Source organism: Paenibacillus lentus (assembly GCF_042714055.1).
GTDB classification, from domain to species: domain Bacteria; phylum Bacillota; class Bacilli; order Paenibacillales; family Paenibacillaceae; genus Fontibacillus; species Fontibacillus lentus_A.
The window spans coordinates 520,079-544,781 of sequence record NZ_JBHGVC010000004.1 but is presented as its reverse complement, the minus strand read 5'-3'; the positions used below and the strand labels follow the sequence as shown (position 1 = coordinate 544,781).

General features: G+C 44.0%; 21 protein-coding genes. All 21 read right to left on the bottom strand.

Features of this window, described 5'->3' with window-relative positions; all coding sequences use genetic code 11:
- Window positions 1-76 precede the first annotated feature (76 nt).
- Complete coding sequence (argF, locus tag ACE3MQ_RS12315; RefSeq protein ID WP_379392904.1) at window positions 77-1,039, bottom strand: ornithine carbamoyltransferase; 963 nt, start codon at window positions 1,037-1,039, stop codon at window positions 77-79.
- A 1-nt stretch (window position 1,040) separates the two neighbouring features.
- A complete protein-coding gene (locus ACE3MQ_RS12310) occupies window positions 1,041-2,276 on the bottom strand; it encodes an acetylornithine transaminase (protein WP_379392903.1) in 1,236 nt (411 codons plus the stop codon).
- Between the two features lie 76 nt (window positions 2,277-2,352).
- Window positions 2,353-3,192: an acetylglutamate kinase gene (gene argB / locus ACE3MQ_RS12305; protein ID WP_379392902.1), complete on the bottom strand. Its 840-nt coding sequence runs from the start codon at window positions 3,190-3,192 to the stop codon at window positions 2,353-2,355.
- Between the two features lie 175 nt (window positions 3,193-3,367).
- On the bottom strand, window positions 3,368-4,603 hold the full coding sequence (gene argJ / locus ACE3MQ_RS12300; RefSeq protein WP_379392901.1) for a bifunctional glutamate N-acetyltransferase/amino-acid acetyltransferase ArgJ: 1,236 nt from the start codon (window positions 4,601-4,603) through the stop codon (window positions 3,368-3,370).
- 18 nt (window positions 4,604-4,621) lie between these two features.
- On the bottom strand, window positions 4,622-5,722 hold the full coding sequence (gene argC, locus ACE3MQ_RS12295; RefSeq protein ID WP_379392900.1) for an N-acetyl-gamma-glutamyl-phosphate reductase: 1,101 nt from the start codon (window positions 5,720-5,722) through the stop codon (window positions 4,622-4,624).
- 732 nt (window positions 5,723-6,454) lie between these two features.
- Complete coding sequence (locus ACE3MQ_RS12290; protein WP_379392899.1) at window positions 6,455-7,360, bottom strand: YitT family protein; 906 nt, start codon at window positions 7,358-7,360, stop codon at window positions 6,455-6,457.
- An 84-nt stretch (window positions 7,361-7,444) separates the two neighbouring features.
- Window positions 7,445-8,561 (bottom strand): peptide chain release factor 2 gene (gene prfB, locus ACE3MQ_RS12285; RefSeq protein WP_379392898.1). Its coding sequence is split into 2 segments (ribosomal slippage): window positions 7,445-8,488 and window positions 8,490-8,561, totalling 1,116 coding nucleotides; the frame shifts between segments, so codons are not numbered across the junction.
- A 121-nt stretch (window positions 8,562-8,682) separates the two neighbouring features.
- A complete protein-coding gene (secA, locus tag ACE3MQ_RS12280) occupies window positions 8,683-11,190 on the bottom strand; it encodes a preprotein translocase subunit SecA (RefSeq protein ID WP_379392897.1) in 2,508 nt (835 codons plus the stop codon).
- Window positions 11,191-11,518: 328 nt separating this feature from the next.
- Window positions 11,519-12,067: a ribosome hibernation-promoting factor, HPF/YfiA family gene (hpf, locus tag ACE3MQ_RS12275; protein ID WP_379392896.1), complete on the bottom strand. Its 549-nt coding sequence runs from the start codon at window positions 12,065-12,067 to the stop codon at window positions 11,519-11,521.
- A 159-nt stretch (window positions 12,068-12,226) separates the two neighbouring features.
- Complete coding sequence (locus ACE3MQ_RS12270) at window positions 12,227-13,156, bottom strand: DUF2920 family protein (RefSeq protein WP_379392895.1); 930 nt, start codon at window positions 13,154-13,156, stop codon at window positions 12,227-12,229.
- A gap of 142 nt (window positions 13,157-13,298) precedes the next feature.
- The gene (locus ACE3MQ_RS12265; protein ID WP_155612535.1) at window positions 13,299-13,496 is read right to left on the bottom strand and encodes a cold shock domain-containing protein; all 198 of its coding nucleotides are present in this window, start codon (window positions 13,494-13,496) and stop codon (window positions 13,299-13,301) included.
- 162 nt (window positions 13,497-13,658) lie between these two features.
- Window positions 13,659-14,855: a UDP-4-amino-4,6-dideoxy-N-acetyl-beta-L-altrosamine transaminase gene (pseC, locus tag ACE3MQ_RS12260; protein ID WP_379392894.1), complete on the bottom strand. Its 1,197-nt coding sequence runs from the start codon at window positions 14,853-14,855 to the stop codon at window positions 13,659-13,661.
- 26 nt (window positions 14,856-14,881) lie between these two features.
- On the bottom strand, window positions 14,882-15,829 hold the full coding sequence (locus ACE3MQ_RS12255) for a dTDP-glucose 4,6-dehydratase (protein ID WP_379392893.1): 948 nt from the start codon (window positions 15,827-15,829) through the stop codon (window positions 14,882-14,884).
- Between the two features lie 42 nt (window positions 15,830-15,871).
- A complete protein-coding gene (locus tag ACE3MQ_RS12250) occupies window positions 15,872-16,597 on the bottom strand; it encodes a cytidylyltransferase domain-containing protein (RefSeq protein ID WP_379393097.1) in 726 nt (241 codons plus the stop codon).
- Between the two features lie 21 nt (window positions 16,598-16,618).
- A complete protein-coding gene (pseI, locus tag ACE3MQ_RS12245) occupies window positions 16,619-17,668 on the bottom strand; it encodes a pseudaminic acid synthase (RefSeq protein WP_379392892.1) in 1,050 nt (349 codons plus the stop codon).
- A complete protein-coding gene (locus ACE3MQ_RS12240; protein WP_379392891.1) occupies window positions 17,665-18,672 on the bottom strand; it encodes a hypothetical protein in 1,008 nt (335 codons plus the stop codon). Before ACE3MQ_RS12240 ends, pseI begins: the two co-directional genes overlap by 4 nt.
- 10 nt (window positions 18,673-18,682) lie before the next feature.
- Window positions 18,683-19,360 (bottom strand): class I SAM-dependent methyltransferase, encoded by a 678-nt coding sequence (locus tag ACE3MQ_RS12235; RefSeq protein WP_379392890.1) that lies wholly within the window; start codon window positions 19,358-19,360, stop codon window positions 18,683-18,685.
- Window positions 19,361-20,530 (bottom strand): ATP-grasp domain-containing protein, encoded by a 1,170-nt coding sequence (locus ACE3MQ_RS12230; protein ID WP_379392889.1) that lies wholly within the window; start codon window positions 20,528-20,530, stop codon window positions 19,361-19,363.
- 27 nt (window positions 20,531-20,557) lie between these two features.
- The gene (locus ACE3MQ_RS12225) at window positions 20,558-21,601 is read right to left on the bottom strand and encodes a UDP-N-acetylglucosamine 4,6-dehydratase family protein (protein WP_379392888.1); all 1,044 of its coding nucleotides are present in this window, start codon (window positions 21,599-21,601) and stop codon (window positions 20,558-20,560) included.
- Complete coding sequence (locus ACE3MQ_RS12220; RefSeq protein WP_379392887.1) at window positions 21,585-23,477, bottom strand: motility associated factor glycosyltransferase family protein; 1,893 nt, start codon at window positions 23,475-23,477, stop codon at window positions 21,585-21,587. The genes ACE3MQ_RS12225 and ACE3MQ_RS12220 overlap by 17 nt, the downstream gene beginning before the upstream one ends.
- On the bottom strand, window positions 23,474-24,073 hold the full coding sequence (locus tag ACE3MQ_RS12215; protein WP_379392886.1) for a hypothetical protein: 600 nt from the start codon (window positions 24,071-24,073) through the stop codon (window positions 23,474-23,476). Before ACE3MQ_RS12215 ends, ACE3MQ_RS12220 begins: the two co-directional genes overlap by 4 nt.
- Window positions 24,074-24,703 lie beyond the last annotated feature (630 nt).

Sequence of the window (24,703 nt, the reverse complement as noted above, 5' to 3'; positions counted from 1 at the left end):
CAAGCCCTTATACATGTTAATTCATATATCTCTAAGTTACCTGCGTGTCGTTCCGCTTTTTACATAAAGTCCCTTTTTATCCGATCAGAGCCGCCATCAGTGCTTTCTGGGCATGAAGACGGTTCTCCGCCTGATCCAAAATAATCGAATTTTTGCCGTCGATAACCCCTTCGCTCACTTCCTCGCCGCGATGGGCAGGCAAACAGTGCATGAACAAATAATCCGGCTTGGCATGCTGCACTAGCTCTTCATCAACCTGATAATCGGCAAAGGCCGCCTCGCGCGCCTTCTGCTCCTCCTCGAAGCCCATGCTGGCCCAAACGTCCGTATAAATGACGTCAGCCTGCCGAGCAGCCGCTTTCGGATCGCGGATGACCTCAATAACCGCTCCGGTCTCCTTGGCGATTTGCTGCGCCTCTGCTGTAACTTGCGCATCCGGCCCGTAGCCTTCCGGGCTCGCCACAGAAATATGAACGCCAAGCTTGGCGCAGCCGATCATTAGAGAATGAGCCATATTGTTCCCGTCGCCGATGTAAGCCAGCTTCAGGCCCTTCAGGGCTCCCTTATACTCATAAATAGTCTGCAAATCTGCGAGGACTTGGCAAGGGTGCGCCAAATCGCTGAGGCCGTTAATGACCGGTACGGTAGCATGACGGGCCAGCTCCACGACATTATCGTGACCGAAGGTACGAATCATAATGCCGTCCAGGTATCTCGACATGACAGCCGCCGTATCGGCAATCGTCTCTCCGCGTCCGAGCTGGATATCGTTTTTGCTCAAAAACAGGGCGTGCCCGCCAAGCTGGTAGGTTCCCACCTCAAAGGATACCCGCGTCCGCGTCGAAGATTTCTCAAAAATAAGACCGACGGTTTTTCCTTTTAACGGATGATAGACTTCACCTTTCTTGTGCTTGGTCTTGATCTCAACCGCCAAATCAATTAAATACTGAATTTCTTCCGTCGTATAATCGTTGAGCTCAATGAAATCGCGACCGCTCAAGTTAAATGTATTATGCTTCGTTGCATCTGGTTGACTCATTTTATGCTTCCTCCTCGGATGTATGGGCGGAAATAATCGCAGCCAGCGTATCGACAGCTTGATCGATCTCCTCCCGGCTCACGTTCAAGTTAGGCAGCAGGCGAATGACGTTCGGCCCTGCCGTCACGAATAGCAATTTGTTCTTCTGGCCCTCGGTAACCAAATCCGCTACCGGTTCGGCGCATTCGATGCCGATCAGCAGGCCTTTGCCGCGAATGGCCTTCACGAATGGTTCATCCTGGAAAGCCTCGTGAAGCCGCTCGTGCAAGTACTTGCCCATTTCCTCCGCACGCTGCGGAATGCCGTCCTCCAGCATAGTTTCAATCGTAGCAACGACGGCTGTCGCAGCTACCGGATTGCCGCCGAACGTGGTTGCATGGCTGCCCGCCGTGAACGCTTCACGCAGATATTCCTTCGCGAGCATCGCCCCGACGGACAGTCCGCTTGCAATGCCCTTTGCGGAAGTGAAAATATCCGGCTCAATGCCATAATGCTCGTGCGCGAACCATTTACCGGTTCGGCCCATGCCCGTCTGCACCTCGTCTACGATCAGCAGGATGCCCTCTTCTTTGCATAGTGCGACAAGCTCTTGAACGAAGTCCGGGTCTACCGGATACACGCCGCCTTCAGCCTGGATCATCTCAAGCATAACCGCCGCCGTATTTGGCCCAATTGCCGCCTTAAGCGCCGGCATATCGTGCAGCGGCACCGTCTTGAAGCCTTCCGGCAGCGGCAGGAAGCCCTCCTTCACCTTCTGCTGGCCCGTAGCCGTCAGCGTAGCCAGCGTCCGTCCGTGGAACGACTGCTCGAATGTAATCACTTCGTAGCGGCCAGTTCCTTTTACCTTCTGGTGATAACGGCGCGCCAGCTTAATCGCAGCTTCATTCGCCTCCGCCCCGCTGTTGCAGAAAAACACGACATCGGCACAGGTGACCTCTGTCAGCAGCTGCGCAGCCTTTTCCTGCTGCGGGATATGGAACAGATTCGATACATGCCACAGCTCATCCAGCTGAGCTTTTACCTTGGCCGTTACCTTTTCCGGGGCATGCCCCAAGTTCGTGACCGCCAATCCGCTCATAAAATCGAGATACCGATTCCCCTGGTCATCCCAAAGCCAGCTCCCGTGTCCTTTGACGAGACTGATCGGATAACGGGCATAGCTAGGAAACAGTGCGCTTTTCTTCCCTGTGTCCGCAGCTTGGGTTGCCTTTGCTTCTTTAAGATCACTTTGTGCCATCGCTTGTCAACTCCTATCGTTTAGATCAACTCTCTTATTTCACTCTATTAACTATAACGCAGACCAGAAAGGCAGGCTACTGCATCCGCACGATTTTAGTTCCGATTTCCTCGCCGGCAAGCACACGGCTTAAAATGCCCGGCTCGCTGCCGTCCACGATGATGACCTCTTGGACTTTGCCATGAATGCAGGCAATGGCCGCTCGCACCTTCGGAATCATGCCTCCGTAAATCTCCCCGGTTTGGATCATGTCTTCAATTTCCTGTACCGTCACCGACGGTAGAACTCTTTTTTCCCCGTTTACGGTTTTCAGAATTCCCGGGACATCGGTCACGACGATCATCCGCTCCACTCCGAGCTCTGACGCTACCGCTCCGGCCGCCGTATCCGCATTAATATTATAACGCTGTCCATCGGCATCCACGCCAAGCGGAGCAATAATCGGCATAAAGCCGAGCTTCACTACGCCCTCGATCAACGCGGCGTTTACCTCGGTGACGTCACCGACAAGCCCTACCTCGGCGCTCGCAGCCACCGGCTGAGCGGTAATCAGTTGGCCGTCTATGCCGGACAAGCCCAGCGCCTTGCCTCCGGACTGCCCGATGCGCCGCACGATACCTTTATTGATGCTCCCGGCAAGCACCATCTCTACGACATCAAGCACATCCTCGGATGTATACCGCAGACCGTTCACAAATTTGGTTTCGATGCCAAGTTTGCTGAGATTGTCGGAAATCGCCGGCCCGCCACCGTGAACGATGATCGGCTTAACCCCGTTCTCCTGCAGCTTAACCAGATCCTCGAAAAAGGAATCCGGAAGCTCTGCGAGCGTGCTGCCTCCGCACTTCATGACGAACGTACCGCCTGCCGCAGGCTGATTGTTTGTAGTCTTGTTGTTATTCAACGCTGTCCTCATCACTCCAAAACTCCTCTCCGAATCTCATGGGATCTTCCCATATATTTCGTTAATAAAAAGTTTGCTTACAGCTTCTTTATGGGCTCATTATTTCTTCTTAGCCCTTAAAAGCCTCATTTCTTTCTATGCGTCGTTTTTATAAAACCTCGATCTTCCGCCTTTTGAACTTCCGCTCTTAAGTACGGTAGGCCGCGTTAATTCGGACATAGTCATAGGTCAGGTCACAGCCCCAGGCAGTGGCCCGGCCTTCCCCGTGATGCAGATGTACATGGATAACCACCGTATCCCCCTGCAGGTAGGCCAGCGCCTCTTCTTCATCAAAAGGAATCGGACGGGAGCCCGTCAGCACATTGATACTGCCCAGCGAAATATCTACCGTATCCGGGTTTACCGGCTCGCCGGCGCGGCCCACCGCCGCGATAATGCGGCCCCAGTTCGCATCGGCGCCGAATACAGCCGATTTCACCAGGCTTGAGCCGATCACCGTCTTGGCAATGGCCCTGGCCGACAGATCGCTGACCGCGCCCTCCACGTTCACCTCTACGAGCCGCGATGCACCTTCCCCATCTCGCGCAATCGCCTTGGCGAGAACCTCGCATACGTAGCCAAAGCCCGCTGCAAAGCTCTCCCAGTCAGGGTGCTGCGGCGTCAAGGTCTCATTGCCCGCAAGCCCGCTCGCCATGGCTAACAGCATATCATTCGTGCTCGTATCCCCATCCACCGTAATCATGTTGAAGGTAGCATCGGTCACCCGCCCGAGCAGTCCTTGCAGAGCCTGAGGCTCAATATCGGCATCGGTCGTTACAAAGCCGAGCATGGTCGCCATGTTCGGATGAATCATCCCCGAGCCTTTGGCCGCTCCGGCGATATTCACTTCCCGGCCATTCACGTTCAGCTTCACGCAGACCTCTTTCTTGACGAGATCCGTCGTCAGAATCGCTTGGCAGAACTCCTCGGCGCCATCGGCTCCGCCCGTCAACACGGCCGGCAGTTCTTGGATTCCCGCATTCACCCGCTCCATCGGCAGCAGCTCGCCAATGACACCCGTGGACGCCACGGCGACCTCCTCGGGACGAAGTCCGAAGGCTTCGGCCGTCGCTGAGCGCATGGCATAGGCATCCTCCTCGCCCTGCTTGCCTGTGCAAGCATTGGCGTTGCCGCTGTTGACGACGATCGCCCGCAGGCGCTGGCTGCCCGAGGCGAGGCTTTCGCGCGTCACCTTGAGCGGAGCGGCCTGGAATACATTCAATGTATACACAGCCGCTGCTACAGCAGGAACTTCACATACGATCGCGCCCAGATCGTTGCGCGATGTTTTTTTCAGACCGCAATGCAGCCCCCCTGCCTGAAATCCTAGCGGCGTTGTAACTGTACCATCTCTAACTACCGTGAACTTAGTAACCTCTCCCATGACGCTCTCCCCTCGTTATTACGGATAAACCGGACTTAGCTTCAGTCCTGTCGTTTCATCCCAACCCATCATTAGATTCAAATTTTGAATGGCCTGACCTGCCGCACCTTTTACCACATTATCAATAACGGATACGATCGTTAATCTTCCTGTACGATGATCGGCCGCAAAACCGATATCGCAATAGTTCGAGCCGAACACTTCCTTCGTTGCCGGCCATTTGCCTGCCTCCCGGATCCGCACGAACGGTCTTCCTTCATAATACTGACGATACAGCTCGGTAAGATCCTCTTCGGTATAAGCGCCTTTCAACTTGGCGTACATCGTGCACATAATCCCCCGCGTCATAGGTACCAGATGAGTCGTAAAGGTTACTGTCACCGGCTCTCCCGCGATTTGAGCCAGACTTTGCTCAATTTCCGGAATGTGCTGGTGCTTGTTAATTTTATAAGCTTTAAAATTTTCATTCATTTCCGCATAATGCGTCATCAGGCTAGTGCCCCGGCCCGCGCCGGAGACCCCGGACTTCGCATCGATAATAATTGTGGCCGGATCGATCCAGCCCGCGCTTAAAGCCGGAATTAAGCCCAGCAGCGTCGCCGTCGGGTAGCAGCCCGGATTCGAAATGAATTCCGAGCCGCCTACATCGTCGCCGTAGATTTCGCATAATCCGTACACCGCCTGTTCCAGCGCGTGCGCCTCTGGAGCATCATGTTTGTACCAAGCCTCATAGACCGAGCCATCCTTGATCCGGAAGTCTCCAGAGAGGTCAATGACCTTGACGCCCGTCTCCAACAATTGAGGCACGAGCTTGCTGCTCACCCCGGAAGGCGTTGCCGTGAATACGACATCCGCCTTCTTGGCGATCTCGGCTGGATCGACTCCATCCAAATCCCGTACTAAAATGTCCGATAAATGAGGGAATCCGTCCGTAATAGGCACTCCCGCGCTTGAAGCCGAGATGACGGAGACGATCTCCGCCTGCGGATGTCCCAATAAAAAACGAATCAGCTCCACCCCTCCATACCCTGTAGAACCGACGATAGCCACTTTTACTTTGTCTGCATGTCCGTTCGCATTTCCATTTCCGTTTCCGTTTACGTTATTCGTCACAGCCATAACCTCTCTTTCCTCTCCCTACAATTTCGGTATGTCTCTTGGCGTTCCCTGCTAGCTTGCTATCCGAAAGTAAAATATGTATTATTATACGATTATACTTATATAAATACAACTGGCTTGCATAATTATTTATTGCAGCAAAAATTGTCAGTGGAATGCGTATGAGTAATTAGCGATTATCAGGTTTGGGAGCCCAATTTCTCAAAAAGTAACTCCACGTTAGATTTGCTGTTTTTGATTAACTGGATTTTGTGTATCTACTTTCGGTTCATGGGACGGTTTACGCAGATTAGCTGGATTTTGTGTTTCTAAATCATCCCTTTTCGCCTTACTACTGTTAAAGTTCATTTTTTAACTGCAGGAAATCCATTTAATTGTGTATTTCAGTGGTTACCCCCTCATTTAAATACATGAAGTCCAGTTAACATTTGCATCGATTTCGGCGGATCGGTGCATCCGCTATATGAACAGCTTATTGGGTCTTAACAGGAATAATGAATCTTTCTCCTTTTATCGGATCTTATCGAGCTTACAGGACTTTATTAGAATCTATCTAGTTGGAGCAGGGCGTATCGGAGATGCTATCCCATGGTAACCAATTTGATCTCCTTTTGACATATGTACTTTTGCCTCTAACAAACCCGAGTCCTACATCTGTTAGCATCTGACCAATACCTCTCAACAAAAAAAAGAACCCGAGCACATGCTATATGCCCGGATTCTGTCCACATCTCATTTATTTTGTTTATTGCGTCTTCCCAGTGAAAATCCTTCGCCCAGCACTTCATGAGCATTCGAAATGATCACAAATGCCGTAGGCTCAATGGATTGGACTAACGTCTTGAGGCGGGTCACTTCGCTCTGCCCGACCACGACCATTAATACCGTTCTGTCATCCCCGGTATAACCACCTTGGGCAGACAGCTTGGTTAGCCCCCGATCCAGATGGTGCAGGATCCCATTCGTTATTTCGTCCGTTTTATCGGCGATAATATAGGCTACCTTCGTGTAGTTGAATCCGAGTTCCACCACGTCAATGAACTTGCCTGTAATGTATAGACCGATCAAAGCGTAAAGCGCCCGTTCCGGCGACAAGACGATACCTGCCAGCACAATGACCAATCCATCCATCAGCACCACGCAGAGCGACAGGCTGAGACCGCTGTACTTCTGAATGATTTGCGCTAGAGTTGCTAATCCTCCGGTCGATCCTCGCCCCCGAAAAACGAGACCCAGACCTAGCCCGACGCCAATCCCCCCATACAGAGAGGCCAACAGCGGATCCGTCGTAGGCGCAATCCAGTCTCTGGACAAAAAGACAAACAGCGGCAGAACTACTGTACCCAGCAATGAACGAAGCGCATAGTTTCGACCTAGCAGTAAGTAGCCTAAGGTAAATAATGGAATGTTCAGTGCCCATTGGGTGTAGGCCGGTTCGATATTAAAAAGCGACTTAGCAATGATGGATAGCCCGGAAACACCGCCCGAGGCGATACCGCTAGGCACCAAAAACAAGTTAAAGGCCATCGCCGTAATAAATGACCCGGTCAAAATCATCAGCGTATCCAACGTATGTCGGAATGGGCCATCTATTGGAAAGTAATCCGTGGGTCTGCGTTTATTTGAATTAGGTGACACAATACTCCTCCTTACTTTACTCCAAAAAAATTCCTACACGCATATGTTTATGCTAGTGTAGGAATTCATTTCTGAATCGATGAATCAATTTTGAGGTTCCGTCCGGATTTGACTGCGCAGATATCCATCGATGAACGGATCAAGCTCCCCGTCCATGACGGCTCCCACATTTCCAGTCTCCACCGAGGTACGGTGATCTTTGACCATGCTGTAAGGATGGAATACGTACGAACGGATTTGGCTGCCCCAGGCAATATCCGACTGCTCGCCGCGAATTTCGTCCAGCTCCTTCTGCTGCTCCTCCAGCTTGCGCTCATACAGCTTGGAACGGAGCATCGTCATCGCCCGCTCGCGGTTCTTAATTTGAGATCGTTCGTTCTGACACGTCACGACGATTCCCGTAGGCAAGTGAGTAATCCGTACCGCGGAATCCGTCGTATTAATATGCTGCCCTCCGGCTCCACTAGCCCGGTACGTATCAATCTTCAGATCCTCTGTCCGAATTTCAATATCGACATCATCCGTAATCTCCGGTACGACGTCACAGGATACGAAAGAGGTATGCCTTCTTCCTGAGGAATCGAACGGGGAGATCCGCACCAGGCGATGCACCCCTTTCTCTGCCTTTAGGTAGCCGTAGGCATTATACCCTTTGATCAGCAGAGTAACACTCTTGATTCCCGCCTCGTCACCTGGCAGGTAATCGAGTGTATCGACCTTGAAGCCGTGCTTCTCCGCCCAGCGAGTATACATCCGAAGCAGCATCTGGCCCCAGTCCTGCGACTCAGTGCCTCCCGCTCCCGGATGCAGCTCAAGAATCGCGTTCATTTTATCATATGGTGCGCTGAGCAGAAGCTGGAGCTCGAAATCTTCCAGCTTCTTCAGCAAGGCTTCGACGGAGCCTCCGATATCGGCTGCAAGATCTTCGTCGCCCTCTTCCTCGGCTAGCTCGGCCATCAACGCCATATCATCGTACTCCTGCTGCAGAGCTTCATACTGATCTACCGAGGACTTGATGGCATTCAGCTCGGCAATAAGGGCCTGAGCCTTATCGTTATCGTCCCAGAAATCGGGGGCCGCCATCTTATCCTCGTAGTTGGCAATCATTTCATGCTTGAGATCTAAGTCAAAGAGACCCCCTAAGATTGGATAGTTTCTTCGCGATTTCACGCATATCCTGCTTGATGCTCGGGTCGATCATCGTTGTTCATTCACCTTCCCAATTGTACTTTAAGGTGTGCTCCATGCCTCTGACAGAAGCAATACCCTTCAGCCTTAGTAATGGAATGCTTTCCTATGGCTATGCTAAATCCTTGGCAAGCTTAAGCGTTCTGTCCGTGGCAATGTTTGTACTTTTTGCCGCTTCCACAAGGACATGGATCGTTTCGGCCGATTTGCTCGCCGCGCTGAATCGGGCGCTTCTCAGCCGGCTCGCCGCTAGTTGAGATTTTGCTCTCGTCCACGACCGCCTGACGCTCCTGGTTGCTCTCGACGTGTGCCTTCATAATATATGTGGCAACCTCTTCCTGAATGCTGGCTACCATTTGATTGAACATTTCAAAGCCTTCGAATTGATATTCGCGAAGCGGATCTGTTCCGCCGTATGCACGAAGATGTATGCCTTGACGCAGCTGATCCATCGCATCGATATGATCCATCCACTTGCTGTCAACGGCACGAAGTGCGATAACCTTCTCGAATTCGCGAACCATTTCCGGCCCGAGCGCTTCCTCGCGGGCATCGTATTTGGTCATCACTTTGTCGAAAATAAACTCGATCATTTCATTCGGCTCTTTGCCCCATAGGTCATCTTTTGCAATCGCGTCTTCATCCAGCAATTTGGCGTTCATATAGTCAGCTACGTCCTGCAGCTCCCAGTTCTCCGGAATTTCATCAGCCGTATGCGCTTCAACTACCCGCTCGATGACCGGTTTAATCATATCAATAACGATTTGCTTAATGTTATCGGATTCGAGCAGCTCACGGCGTTGTTTATAAATAATTTCGCGCTGCTGGTTCATAACGTCGTCATATTGCAGGACGACTTTACGCACGTCGAAGTTGTTTCCTTCTACCCGCTTCTGGGCAGATTCGACCGCACGAGTGATCATCTTGCTCTCGATCGGCTGATCCTCCTCAAACCCGAGGCGCTCCATCATATTAAGCACGTTATCCGCGCCAAAACGCTTCATCAGTTCATCGCCCAGCGACAAGTAGAACTGTGTGGAGCCCGGGTCGCCTTGACGGCCCGCACGTCCGCGAAGCTGATTATCGATCCGTCGCGACTCATGGCGCTCAGTACCGATGATATGCAATCCGCCGATTTCCGATACGCCATCACCAAGCAGGATATCTGTACCACGACCTGCCATGTTTGTGGCGATCGTCACCGAACCCGGCTCGCCTGCACGAGAAATAATTTCAGCCTCTTCCGAGTGATATTTCGCGTTAAGCACCTTGTGCTTTATACCTTTACGCTTGAGCATTTCAGAAAGCAGCTCGGAGTTCTCAATCGACACCGTACCTACCAGGATCGGCTGATTCTCTTTGTGCCGCTTCACGATTTCCTCTACAACGGCCCGGAATTTGCCTTCCTCACTCTTATACACAACATCCGGCATATCGACACGAATATTCGGACGGTTCGTAGGTACTTGAAGCACCTCTAGACCGTAGATCTTCTTGAACTCTTCTTCCTCGGTTTTTGCCGTACCCGTCATACCCGCCAATTTGCGATACATACGGAAGTAGTTCTGGAATGTAATCGTGGCCAGCGTCATGCTCTCATTCTGAACCTCGATGCCTTCCTTCGCTTCAATCGCCTGATGCAGCCCTTCGCTGTACCGGCGTCCAGCCATCAGACGGCCCGTGAACTCATCGACGATGACCACCTCATCCTCGGTCACGACATAGTCTACGTCGCGGCGCATAATGACGTTCGCCTTAAGCGCTTGAACGATATGGTGATTCAGCGTCACATGCGCATGATCATACAAGTTGTCAATTCCGAAAGCACGCTCGGCTTTGGCGACTCCTTTTTCCGTCAAAGATACAGCTTTAACTTTAATATCAACCGTAAAGTCCTCTTCAGGCACAAGCTTCTTTATAAAGCGATCGGCTGCGTAATACAGCTCCGTCGACTTCTGAGCTTGTCCAGAGATGATCAGCGGCGTACGCGCCTCATCGATCAGAATCGAGTCCACCTCGTCAATGATACAGAAATAAAGCGGGCGCTGAACCATCTGCTCTTTGTAAAGAACCATGTTGTCACGCAAATAGTCGAAGCCGAACTCGTTGTTCGTTCCGTAAGTAATGTCGCAGGCGTAAGCCTCCTGCTTATCGGCATGCTCCATTCCGCTGAGGTTCACCCCAACGGTCATACCGAGGAAATTATAAATCTGCCCCATTTGCTCACTATCGCGCTGAGCCAAATAATCATTGACCGTAACGACGTGCACGCCTTTACCGAGGAGCGCATTCAAATAAACCGGCAAGGTACCGACCAATGTTTTCCCTTCACCGGTTTTCATCTCGGCAATGCGGCCTTCATGGAGGGCCATCCCCCCGATTAACTGTACGTCAAAATGGCGCATCCCCAGCGTTCTGCGCGAAGCTTCTCTTACGGTGGCAAAAGCTTCAGGAAGCAGCTCGTCAAGCGTTTCACCCTTCTCGATCCGTTCGCGGAACTCAGCCGTTTTGCCTTGCAGCTGCTCGTCCGATAGCGCCTCAAATTTCGGTTCCAATGTATTAATAAAGTCCACCGTCTTCATAAGACGTTTGACATCACGTTCATTCGTGTCGCCAAATATCTTCTTCACTATTCCTAGCATAGTTAACCCCTTTCACGGCAAAACAAATGATTTACCTAAATTGTAACAGTTTGTAAGGCATGCCGCAACACGCGTCATCACGTTTCCTGCGGCCTTCCAGCACTTTCTATTTATGAATAAGAGAAACATCGATCGACGTACTTTCAAGGTAGACGGATCGCGTTTCCGGTAACTTTTCCTGTGATATCAGGCATTTCATACTCTGAATTCATGCCGTTCTGATATTTAAAAAGAGCCCTATCCGCGGGCGGATAAGGCTCGTGTCCTTAAGTTCAATTGCAAGAATTACCAAGTCATTCATACAATCGTCATGATTGGATACGTTATACTAATCCTGCTCGATCAAACCATATTTCCCGTCATTCCGTCTATAAACAACGTTCAATTCTTTACTATCAATGTTAGAGAAAACAAAGAAATTATGGCCGACCATATTCATTTGCAGTATGGCTTCTTCCACATCCATCGGTTTCATTGTAAACCGCTTCGTGCGGACGACTTCCAGATCATCGCTATCACTTTCGTCTACGACCACGGAGCCACCGTTCTCTACGAACAGGCTCTTCAGGCTGCCTTCCTGACGGAACTTGCGGTTGATCTTTGTTTTATGCTTGCGTATTTGGCGTTCGAGCTTGTCCACGACGGCATCAATTGATGCGTACATGTCATCACTACGATCCTCAGCGCGAAGCATGACGCCGGTCAGAGGAATCGTTACCTCCACCGTATGCAAACCGCGTACGACACTCAAAGTGACGTAGCCTTCTGAGGTAGGGGGTGCTTCAAAGTACTTGTCAAGTCGACTGAGCTTCTTGTCCACATAATCTCGCAGTGCTTCAGTCACTTCAATTTGCTGTCCTCGAATACTAAAATTCATAGGGCACTCCTCCTTTGCTTTGCACCTTCATTATATCATGGTGTTAAGGCAATGTAAAAAGTGTAAACGGGAGAATAATGGCAAAAAAAGATCAACTTTCGCAGCGTATGGCGCCGGGGTTGATCTTTGTATGTGTGGCGAATTTGTGTGGGGAAATGTTTACTCTGATACAACTTCAAGCGCCACTAATCCCGATGAATAATCGAATATATATTTCCCCTTTTTTGTTTCGATATCTACATTAGGCAATTCATATCGCTTCTCTTTTTCCACGTTGCAATTATTAATCACCCAATCGAATAATTTCAAGAAGTCAGCTCCTAATCCATGCTCGGTAGATGTAAAAATCCCCCCGGTTAGTGATGGGTCTTTTATCAGATACAAAGTACAGTTATTAATACTATTACAAAAACGCTCTTTATCTAAATAACTCACCATGCTATCATGAATGCCATGAAAACATGCAATAGATGCTCGATTGTTGAATTTCTCATAAATACTTGGCAAATGCAAAAGTGAATGATCGATGTTAATTTTTTTGACTAGGTAATCAAACACTAAGTTTTGAGAAGGTAAATGTCGATTTGCTTGTAAATAAACCGGATATACATATGCGGAATTATCAATAACTAACGAGAAAAGATCAGGTGCAAATCTATTACACTGAAGCGCAAGATAACCACCATGTGATTGTCCATAGGAAATGATCTTGTTCTCATTAAAGGAAAGATTATTCTCCTTCAAAATAGAAATGACAACAAGAACAGATGTAATATTATCAAGTGCTTGCATGATCGACATATCATTGAAATTCGCAATATCCTCTTTAAGGACTTGCGCTTGCATGAATTCATAGCCAAAATAATCGCATTGGATACAAACCAAATTATATGTATCAGCAAATTGTTTTCGCATTTTTATGTAAACATTAGAATTCGCGTTTCCACCATAGCCTGCAATAAATAATAATAAACCAGTTTCTTCATTTACTCCATTTTCCGGCTCAGTAAAATAAACCTTCAAATCCCGATGTTCCCCATTGTAGATATTTGGATGACCAGCCATAGCAAATTCATATTCTTTAGCCATAATTTATTGATCTCCCTGCCTAAAATATAAGTTAAGATTATACTTAATGAATAAAGACCCCAGGTATCCCCAGGGTCTATGCTAGCGAATCTTCAATTGTTAACCATCGTACCGTTATATGTAGGTCGGCTCTGCCGGATGATTATAATTTGATTACGTTAGCCGCTTGCGGTCCACGAGCGCCTTCAACGATCTCGAACTCTACAGATTGTCCTTCTTCCAGCGTTTTGAAGCCTTCGGATTGAATAGCCGAGAAGTGTACAAACACGTCTGCGCCTTCCTCAGTTTCGATAAAGCCATAACCCTTCTCTGCGTTAAACCATTTCACTTTACCTTGCATTCACTAACATTCCCTTCATTATCAAATAAGAGTGTGATCCTGTAACCAAGCTCACATTTCTGACTATACCACTCCAGCTTAAATCGTGTCAATTGGAAAAGAAAAGGTTTTACTGTTAATTTATTGTAAAATCTTGTCGCAAAAAACGGAATGACCATTTAGCTAGCATAGGTAGAAATGCGCTCGTACTTTATTAACCGCTTCAACCACATCCGAAACATCCGAGTTCGACATTCTTGGAAATATAGGCAACGTTATTGCTGAATAATAAAATTTTTCGGCATTAGGGCAAAGGCCGCATTCGTAACCAAGCTTCTGATAGTAAGGCTGAAAATACACTGGGATGTAATGCACTTGAACACCGATCCCTTCAGATCGAAGCGCCTCGAACCAATCTTTACGACTCCCTCTAAATTTCTCTGTGTTCCATCTAGTCACATATAAATGCCAACTTGATTGCGTTTGTTCCAATTGCTTCGGTAAAATAATCCCAGGTAAGCCAGATAGCTGTTCATTATATAGTAATGCAATTTCTTTTCTTCTCTGAATAAATTGATCCAGCTTATCCATTTGGCTTGAGCCTAGAGCTGCTTGCATATCTGTCATTCTATAATTGTAGCCGAGCTCCTGCATTTCATAGTACCATGGGCCCTCGTTTTTCATAAGCATGTTTGAATCTCTGGTCATACCATGATTACGGAATAGTATAAGCTTTCGATAATACTCTTCACTATCAGTAACAATAATTCCACCTTCCCCTGTAGTCACATGTTTAACAGGGTGGAAGCTAAACATCGTCATATCTGCCAGCGAACCAACCTTTTGACCAGCATAGGTAGCCCCTAATGAATGAGCGGCGTCCTGAATAAGCACCAGGTTATGATCACGTGCCAGCATAGATATACGATCAATTTCTACGGGTTGTCCACTAAAATCAACAGCGATGATTGCTTTCGTTTTATCGGTAATTTTCGACTCGATCTCTAAAGGATCGATATTATATGTTTCCATGTCGATATCTGCGAATACTGGAGTTCCGCCCTGATACAATACACAGTTACTGCTCGCCAGAAAAGTAATTGGCGTAGTGATGACTTCATCCCCCTCGCCAATTCCTGCAGCAAAGCAAGCCCCATGTAATGCAGCTGTACCGTTTGTAAAAGCAACTGCATAATTAGCTCCAACATAATCAGCCACTTTGGTCTCAAACGCTTCTATAGCTGGCCCCTGAGTTATGAAGTCTCCTCGCAGCACATTAACAACAGCCTCGATATCATCTTCATCCAGCCATTGTTGTCCATAAGGCAGCAGAGTATTCCGTACTGGATACGATGGCCGTTTATGAAATTCTTCTGACATACCTGGCTCCTCCTTACTAGTTCACATTAAGCTAAGCCACCGCTACGGATCCATTCCCTTGTCCGATTAATGCCTTCCTCCAGACTAACCTCAGGCTTCCATTCCAATAGTTTATTGGCTTTACTTGAATTACAGAGCAATTTTTGAATTTCGCTCTGAGGGTGGATATGCTTAACATGTTTAATCCGAGAGGAGTCCCCCGAAATCAATAGTGCCAAGTCATTTATTGTAATATCTCTACCAAGCCCTGCATTCACGATTTCTCCATTAACCGCATCAGAGAAACCAGCAGCTACTACGAAACGAGCGCAATCTTCGACATAAAGTAAATCCCGAGTCTGAGAACCATCTCCATAAATATTAAGATCCTTACCTTCAAGATCATTCTTAATGAAAATAGCTACAACCCCGCCTTCGCCACCTGTTTTTTGGAAAGAACCGTAGGTATTGAACGGACGAATGACCACAGTAGGTAAACCATAAGCGTAGTAATAAGAAAGCACCATATTTTCCGCAGCTACCTTTGCTCCGGCATATGGTGAGGCTGGCTTAGTTGGATGCAGCTCAGTTATTCCTTCTTCGTCATTGCAACGATCGTATACCATACAGGTACTCATAAAAACTAGCTTAGTATTATGCTTACGACATTGTTCTAAAATATAAAAAGTTCCGATTGTATCGTTATTGAACGTCGTTCGCGGATCGTCGATGGAATCCTGGACGTTGATGGAGGCCCCGAGATGATAGCAGATATTGAATTGATGTTTAGCGTACAATTCTTCTATTAATGCTTCATCCAAAATCGTTCCTTTAATGAACTGTTTAAACCCAGGATGATCGCGAAATTCACTTATATTCTCTTCCCGTCCGTTGGACAGGTCATCAAGAATCCAAATATTATAGCCTTCATCAAGCAGCCTCTTGGCAACCCAACGGCCGATAAAACCGGCACCGCCGGTGAGTAGGATATTCATTCGTTTAATCCCCCTGATTCTTTCATCGAATAACATTTACTTTCAAACTACTGGCTTTTGCTTAATATGTTCGTTGATAGCAGCAACTTCAGGATGTTCATTCAAGTATTTGATAATATTTTTAGAACTTGAAAATAAGCTATTTTCAACATTATATGACAATTTTTTACATAAATTATAATCTTCAGGCGTATCTAGCGTAATTCTTAATTTTGGATAGTTATACTCGTCTTCCAAAAAGAAGGTTGTTGTTTTAAACTTTTCTGGGTATTCATAAGCATAATAAGTAACATGCTCTCTATATCGGGGTTCGAGCCCTTCCAAATGCATTCTTTCTAGAGCTTCAAAAGAGATAATTTCAACTGCTAACCCACGGGGTAAATTTCCTTCAAAGACTAACACTTCTGAAGGATTTTTTAACATGGTATCTAGAGCACTACTTGCCAATTCATAATCAACAAAGGGGCAGTCAGAAGTCACCCTTATTACATACTGCGGATTATATTGAGATGCACAATAGTAATATCTTGATAATACGTCATTCTCCGAACCTCTAAAGCAAGCTACATTATTGTCTCTACACCAATTTTCTATTAAGTCATCGGTTGCCAACTGTGTTGTGGCTACAATAACCTGATCCACTCCTTTTATAAGTTGGCATCTCTTCACTACATAATCTAATACCGTAGTATTGCCAAGACTCATTAACACTTTTCCCGGTAATCGAGTCGAACCCATACGAGCTTGAATAATAATTATTGTTGAGATTTTAATTACCTCCAAATTGTTTCAGATTAAATCCCAGCTAATCGGGGTTCCTTTTTTTATTTCCGTTTTAGCAGTTCTGCCCAATATAGTATCCATGTATATAGGCTCCAATCCAAATCCAGGCCGTACAATTTTGACATTTTCTTTTGTTATTGTTTCTCCGATAGAAATGTTTTCAGAAGCATAGATCGACCTTCTATTATTTCTAGATTTAAATTCCGTTTCAGTTGGTCCCAATTGAACTTTACCAATAGCCTCCCAGGCCCGCTTACTTTCGATAACCAAAGACTGCATTTCATTAGGCTCCATGGAAAACGCCGCATCAACTCCACCTTCAGCTCTTGATATAGTAAAGTGCTTTTCTATCAATGTAGCACCAAAAGCAACTGCGGCCAAAGGCGCACCAATTCCCATCGTATGATCAGACAAACCTACCTGACAGTCAAACAACTTTTTCAAGTATGGAATGGTTGAAACATTACTATTTTTAGGAGAAGCAGGATAATTGCTTGTGCACTTAAGCAATATCAACCCTTCATTTCCGGTTTCTTTAATAACTCTTACTGCTTCATCCAACTCTGCCACAGTAGCCATACCAGTAGACATAATGATAGGTTTACCCGTTTGAGCAACTTTTTTTATTAACGGAATATGACCATTTTCATAGGAAGCAATCTTATAACATGGGACATCCAAAGATTCCAAAAAATCCACGGCTGTCTCATCAAAAGGAGAGCTAAAATAAACCAACCCCAATTCCTTACATTTATTAAAAATTTGAGCATGCCACTCCCATGGTGTATATGCTTCGCTATATAAATCATAAAGATTTCTACCATTCCACATGCTGTGTGAATTATTGATTGTAAAATCACTTGTACGGGCATTTAAAGTAATTGTGTTCGCTGTATATGTTTGCAATTTTAATGCATGAGCTCCAGCAGCGGCTGCAGCTTCGACAATTTTCAAAGCTTGTTCAAGGGACTGGTTATGGTTCCCAGACATTTCTGCAACAATAAATGGAGAATGATCCTCCCCAATTAAATACTTACCGATTCTAACATCTTTCATATTTGTCTCTCCCCGGACGAATTTATAAGCTTGACAAGATATTCTGCTACTCGTTGTGCTCCTGCTCCATCCACTGATAACCATCCATTTCGACTTATACGTCTTAATTCTTCCAAAGGTGTATTCATAACCTTAATTAACCTAGATATACTCTCACACTTGTCACCTAGATTAAAAACCACTTCAGCTTCCTGAAGAATTTTGACATATTTCTTCATAGTTTGCCATTCTACCGTAGCAACCAGCTTGCCTAAACACATCGCTTCATAGCTCGTTATTCCCCCAAGAGATACAATGAGATCATGCTCCAACAATAACCGCCCCATATCGGAAGGGGAATCAATAAATATGTAATGCTTATTGTGCATAAAGGATTTCAAATATTCTTTTCTTTTCGTAGAAAAAGCTGGGCCCATAATAAACGTGAATTCTTTAGTTGTTACACCAACAAGTTTGTCAGCAAAGAACTCAGTGTAATTACCCGGATCCGCACCGCCAAAAGTTACTAGTACTTTTCTTATACCGTTGCCTTCTACAACTTTAGGTCGCAATTGAGTGATATTATCATTAATAATAAAATAAGCGGGACCAGCCAGTACATCAAGCTTTTTTCCGGAATATTTCTTTGCAGCATCAAAATCGCCATCTACTATTAAATCCGGCTTATAGCTTTCTATCCCGTTGTCATTAAGATGCACCACCCACCTTACTCCCTCATTCTGAGCCTCGACTTTGTCTAATTCATCTAGTCCTAACAAGTCAGTAATGAGTACCCCACCATTAGAAAAAAGCTCTCTTCTATATTTTATAGCTTCATTTCTATTTTTGGCCGTAATAATAGTTATGTCCTCACTTGAAAAAAAATCGGCCAATGACTTCTCACATTCAAGTAATAAGCACACTTCTTCACTACAAAACTTTTTTAGCCATTTAGCTAGGGTATGACATCTTTTTAAATGCCCTATACCAATTTTTTCATTCCCTGCAGCATGTAAAACAATCAAAATATACCACCTACTGCTTCTCTAACCAGCATATTATCCAACTATGCTGTTCTTGAGCATTATTTTTAAATAAATCCAATCTTTCAAAGTTGAAAATATTAAACCCAACAGACTGAATCACAGATGTTATTTCATCCTGGTCTAAAAATGTATAGGTTATCCCTTCATATGATCCTGCTGAGGCATCAAGCTCATAAGTTATTCCCTCAGTTATTGCCGACCCTTTTCCAAAGAACCAATTGTCTTTTGTACGGAAATTAATAATCATCTTTCCACCTTTGGACATACGATTTTTAATCAATTCAAGATCTTTTTTAATATAATCAATTGTTTTATAAAATATGGCTCCCCAACAAATCACAACATCAAAAAATTCAGAAGTGTATGGCAAGTTACTAATGTCGGCTACCTGCAAGTTCACATTTTTGGTTTTTTCGTTGTATAATCTACTCACTGTGTCCACTGCAGCGGCATTATAATCGATCCCGTAAGTCTCAAAACCATAATCACGAAGTAACGCAATATGTCTCCCAGAACTAAAACCGATATCTAATGCCTTAAAACTACTATTCGTATCAATGTCGGGATAGTTGGCAGCAAGAAAACTAACAATTCTCTCATCAGGGTAAATTAGTTGACGTTTCTCCAAAACTTTAGCCCATGCCTTAATATTTTTTTGTTGACTCATTTATCCTTCATCTCCACTTTCCCTGATGTAGTTGTAGACTTTTTTAGATTCCAAAAGAGCCTCATCAATAGATGCACCTGTCGTAATCATATACTTAATGGGGGTGACGTCGATGTCATATTCGCCACCTGTTGAGAAACGAAGAAGTCCTGGAAATTTTTTTCTAACCAAATCCTCGGTCTTCTTCGGCAATCTTTTTATGTCATCATATAACAGTCTCATTGCTGTAGGCTTTACTTCGGTATTCTTTCTTATCTCCACAGGAAACCCCAATGCAATTTTAATTCCTGTCTCTAAAAACTCAAAGTCAGTAGCCAGTGGAATCATTTCACTAGCAATAAAAGTGCCTGCTGGTCTTCCTGTGATCTCTAAAATGGTGCTTTTTTTAGTTTGTTGATTAACTATGATATCAGCATTAATCAAACAATCTTTTAAGCCAATTACTTCAATACACTTATTTACTTGCCAACATATTTCTGACTCAATAGATTGAGGTAACCTTGCTGGTGTAACAGAACCGAATGTTTTTCTAAAGGGTAGTTCTGTTTGTTTTTTATCACGAAACAAGTGAAATATTAAATTCCCATCTTGTACTACCCCTTCAAAACCTACTTCATTTCCTTCTATAAATTCCTCCAGAATAATATTATCATAAGGTTCTTCAAAAAATTGTTGAATGGTCTTATCTAACTCATTTGGATTGAGGATTGCAAAAACGCCTTTACTGCCGGATCCAAATCTCGGTTTTATAATGCAGGGAAAACCAAATCCTTGTATTGCTTCATGTAACATAAATCTATCGCCAACAAAAAACTGACGCGGTCTCCGTATTCCATTACTAAAAGCTATCGAATGGAACTTCACTTTATCTGTACAATACTCGGCGGCTGTACTCGAAATCCCTTTCAAATTGAGAGCATCGTTCACGCCCCCCACTGTTGTCAGATATCTTCCAATCGGTGCGGGTATAACTGCTACCACATTATACTGCCTAGCAACTTCTATGACTTGCTGCTCTTCAGCAATATCTACAGCTATACCAATATCCGCTTGTTTCAATCCTATAGCTGTATGATTTTTATCCACAGCGACTACTTTCAGCCCCATTTTTTGAGCAGTAATAATGGAAGGAAGTTGCTCTAGTCCTGCTCCGACGCACAAAACATGCATAAAATCACCCCGCTAACTATTCTTTTGTTATTTACGACTTAAAGATGAGGACAGTGTATTCTGATATAATAAGTTTGCCTTTAAAAGAAGATCGTAGAGATCACCATACTCAATGGGATTAGAAAAGCAAGAACTGTAGCTTTGATGTTGTGCTTTTTGCAAATCATCATAGTTCTCATTAAGAAATACATTAGGGATCACATACATTTCCTTTGTTTCATATGCATGATAAGACTCCTCTTCAGTCATTAGCTCTTCATACATTTTTTCACCCGGTCTTAGTCCCATCTCTTCAATTTCTACTGAATCAGAATTTATTCCTAAATACATTGAAGTATTATCTATAATTATGTTTGCAAGGTCATTGAGTCGAATTATTGGCATTTTGAGAACAAAGATTTCACCCCCACGAGCCAATTGTGCCGCCTTCAAAGTTAACTCGGTCGCCTCTTCCAAACTCATCATAAAACGTGTCATTTGCTTATTTGTTATAGTTATCTTTCTCTTATTTTCGATCTGCCATCTAAAAAGCGGGATAACCGACCCTCTCGATCCCATAACATTACCAAAACGAACAGCAGCAAACTTGGTTTGTTTTGAACCTGCCTGATATTGAGCAGCTGTAATTAACCTTTCAGCCATGAGCTTTGATGCTCCGTAAGTATTTGTAGGTGAAATTGCTTTATCCGTGCTCGTAAAAATCACTTTCTTAACATTGCATGCTAATGCTGCTTGAATGACATTTTGCGTGCCCAGAACATTAGTTTGTACAGCTTCAAAAGGGTTATATTCACACGCAGGTACATGTTTCATTGCAGCAGTATGGAATACATAATCAATGTCCTGCATAGCTCTTTCCAGTCGATTGTAATCACGTACATCGCCAATAAGATATCGAATGTTAGTATATTCCTTATACTCTTGCTGTAATTGAAATTGCTTAAATTCATCCCGACTAAACAAACGAACAACTTCTGGGTTATCCTTAAGAATCTCTTGAAGCAAACTTTGACCTATGGTTCCTGTACCACCCACAATTAGAATCTTAGCGTCTTTAAATTGTCCGTTCATTATTCGCATCACCTAATCTGTTATTCACTGCAAAGACATTTAAACGATTTTGAGATTGGATTAATAATCCCTCTAATTCTGGAGTAAATACAACCATTTCCCTTACTAAATCCCCCAAATATTGAGAAATTAGCTTCGCTTTTCTCAAAGGTTCTTTAGTCTCAACAATTAGTGGAACCATCTTCATGTATTTATTTATATTATATGCTAGTCCATATGAATAGAATTTTACAAACAATTCCTCCGAGGTAATTATTTGCCAGTCATTATTAATTTCTTGCAGAGATTGGTTAACATTAATAACAATTTTAAGGTCTCTATTCAATTTGTTCAATTTAACTTCTAACCGGCTTAACTTCTTCTTCATCGCTTCTAACTCCTGAAGTATACAATTAAACCTTAAGACATAGGACTGATATAAATTATTTTGCTCCTCTATTGTAGGAGGTAATATTTTTTCATTAATATTAAATCTATGATCAGGTAAAGCTTCTAATTCAATGAATTTTTCTTTCATAGAAATCCAACTTGCCCCATCAATTACAGCTCCACCATCTGAAGAATTTACAACCTTTAATCCTTTGAAGGCAAGTAATTTTACAATTTGCCCAATGTCCTTTCTAGTTACTTCCATTGCCTTAGTTGTGGGATTCATACCACCATTTACATTTTCTACCCATTCTGTAGCACTATTTAAAACTTCTTGCTTCCTTTCCTCTGTAATATGATTTACACCTGGAGTATAAAACGTTTTTTCAGGATAAGATAAATCCTGCCCCATCAAAATGATTTCTTTAGCCCCCATATATGCCGCCAATTGAAGTGCTGTACCTGTTACAGAAGATGAGGACTTCATTGTGAGAACTTGTTGTTCTCGTAGCATATATTCGCTAACTTGGTCATTAGAAAACATAGCATACAGCAAATCGTTCCGGTATACTTCAGCTATTTTGTGATGAACTTGAGTAGTAAATAGCAATGGAGTTCGAGATGTATCAATATTTTTAAAAACCTTGTAATTAGGAATGCCTCCATCAATTGTCACTACTAAATCTGGATCTAAATCAAAATATTGCAGAGCTTGTATACTGGATCCCGCTGCAATAATAAAACACTTATTCCTTATCTTTTTTAAATAATGTATATCTTTCTGGAGTGAAGGACCCGACCCCACAATAATTACTATCCCACCGTTAATAGATCCCTTAAGTGAGGTTGCGCTTGGGTGATTAATTGTATAGGGAAGATTGAACAATATGTTTTTAAGCCAAGTCTTTTGAAACATTTGATACGTTTGCAAATTAGATGCATCATTGTTTACTTCACTTAATATACTCATTTGCAATTGCTTATATGTTTCTTTAAATATTCGCAAATAAATAGGAGTAGTAATCAAAGATATAGAATCTGCAAACATTTTTAAAATTGAATGTGCAATTTGAGCTATTACATACTCATGACAACCTACAGCGAGCATCTTAATTCTATCATCAGATAGTAGACACCGAATATCTTTTGAACGTATCATCTGATTAAAAATCCCAATATTCGGTTCATATACTATTACATGCGTTGCATTTGAGTATTTTATAACAGCATCTAAAAAATACCCCATTCCAGTTCCAAATAATAATATTTGCCCATTCTTATTAATTTCTTCTTTTACACTTTCTAGCCATTTCACAGATTCTTCCTTCGCATTGTATTTGCTATGCAAGAAATATAATTTATTGTTAACAGTTAGTTTTAGATTCACTTCACCGTTTTTAGTCATTACGGTCTCAAAATCACCATCTTCTTTATAACCTTCGATTAGGGCGGCAATTTCTGGATATTCCCTCTTTAAAAACTCTACATTCTGCTCATATATATTCATATCAAATCACTCTTTTTATTTCGATCACGATATTTCTCTAACAAAGGAATTACTTCATATTTTAGTACATCACCTACTGAAACGAAGTCTTCTTGTATAATACTTTTATAAATTTCTCCAACGCAGCTTGTTAAGGAATCAAATATTTTTACCCCCAAAGAATAAGAAGAACTTGTTGTATTTATCCTAGCATTAAGTGTACGGTTAAACTCCATCGCTTGTATTATCCAATCAAGGCCTTGCACCAACTTAGAAAATAAATCACGTTGTCTCAGGTCTATTTTCCCATACAATTGTTCTGTAATTCTGTTTGCAGTAGGAATAAACCGATCAAGGTATTCATCTATTGTTTTCTCAGTATTCAAAATACTCTCTTCTATTGACAATGTATTAACTTTAATCTCGTTTATTTTGTTAATATTTTCGGTAATATAGTCTTCATAACCATCATATAAAATAATCCCATCTATTTCGACATTGTAGATATATCTTTGATTTTCTGAAATATAAGCAATAGATTTCTTCCACCATTCGTCCAGTTTACTAATTGTCGAATCAAGAATTTGTTTGGTCTGCTGATCAATCGCTACCTTCATAACACCCACACCCTTAATAAATTTAAATATATATTAGATATATCGGATATCAGTACGAGTAAATGTATAGTAGGAATCGAGTGGGTGGGGACGGCTAGCCCCTGATCTACCCCACCGTAGTATGCGGAACCGTATACTGCGGTTCTTACAGGTTAACGAGTTTCGAGAAAGCGAGTCGTTAGACTTTCCAGTACAAAAGGTGATGGCATTATCATGTTTCGGACATTTCCCAGTAGTCTGGGTGCGAATTAGCCATCTAGTAACCCATTCAGCATACAGCTTCACGCAATCTAGTTCTAGGTTGTTATCACTGTTTCGAAGTACACATGGGAATCTGTGATAAATCCATTCGTCTAGTTCCTCGCAGTGGTCTTTACGTATGCAAACCGAAAGTACCATTCCATCCTATTAAATAACTGTTAAGCTCTTTGTTTCGATCTCCGTAGATATCCCTCTGGTTCTTGAGGTGATCGCCCTTACTCGTTCCTTCATTTTATTAGCATCTCGGTACAATTCGAATAATTCTTATCTTGTCTCGTTTTACTTTCAGTCTAAGCTTTCCCTCTACGAAGCGGATCACTGATTCCATTACGCGTTCACCGCACGCTTGCTTTTCACGGAGATATTACA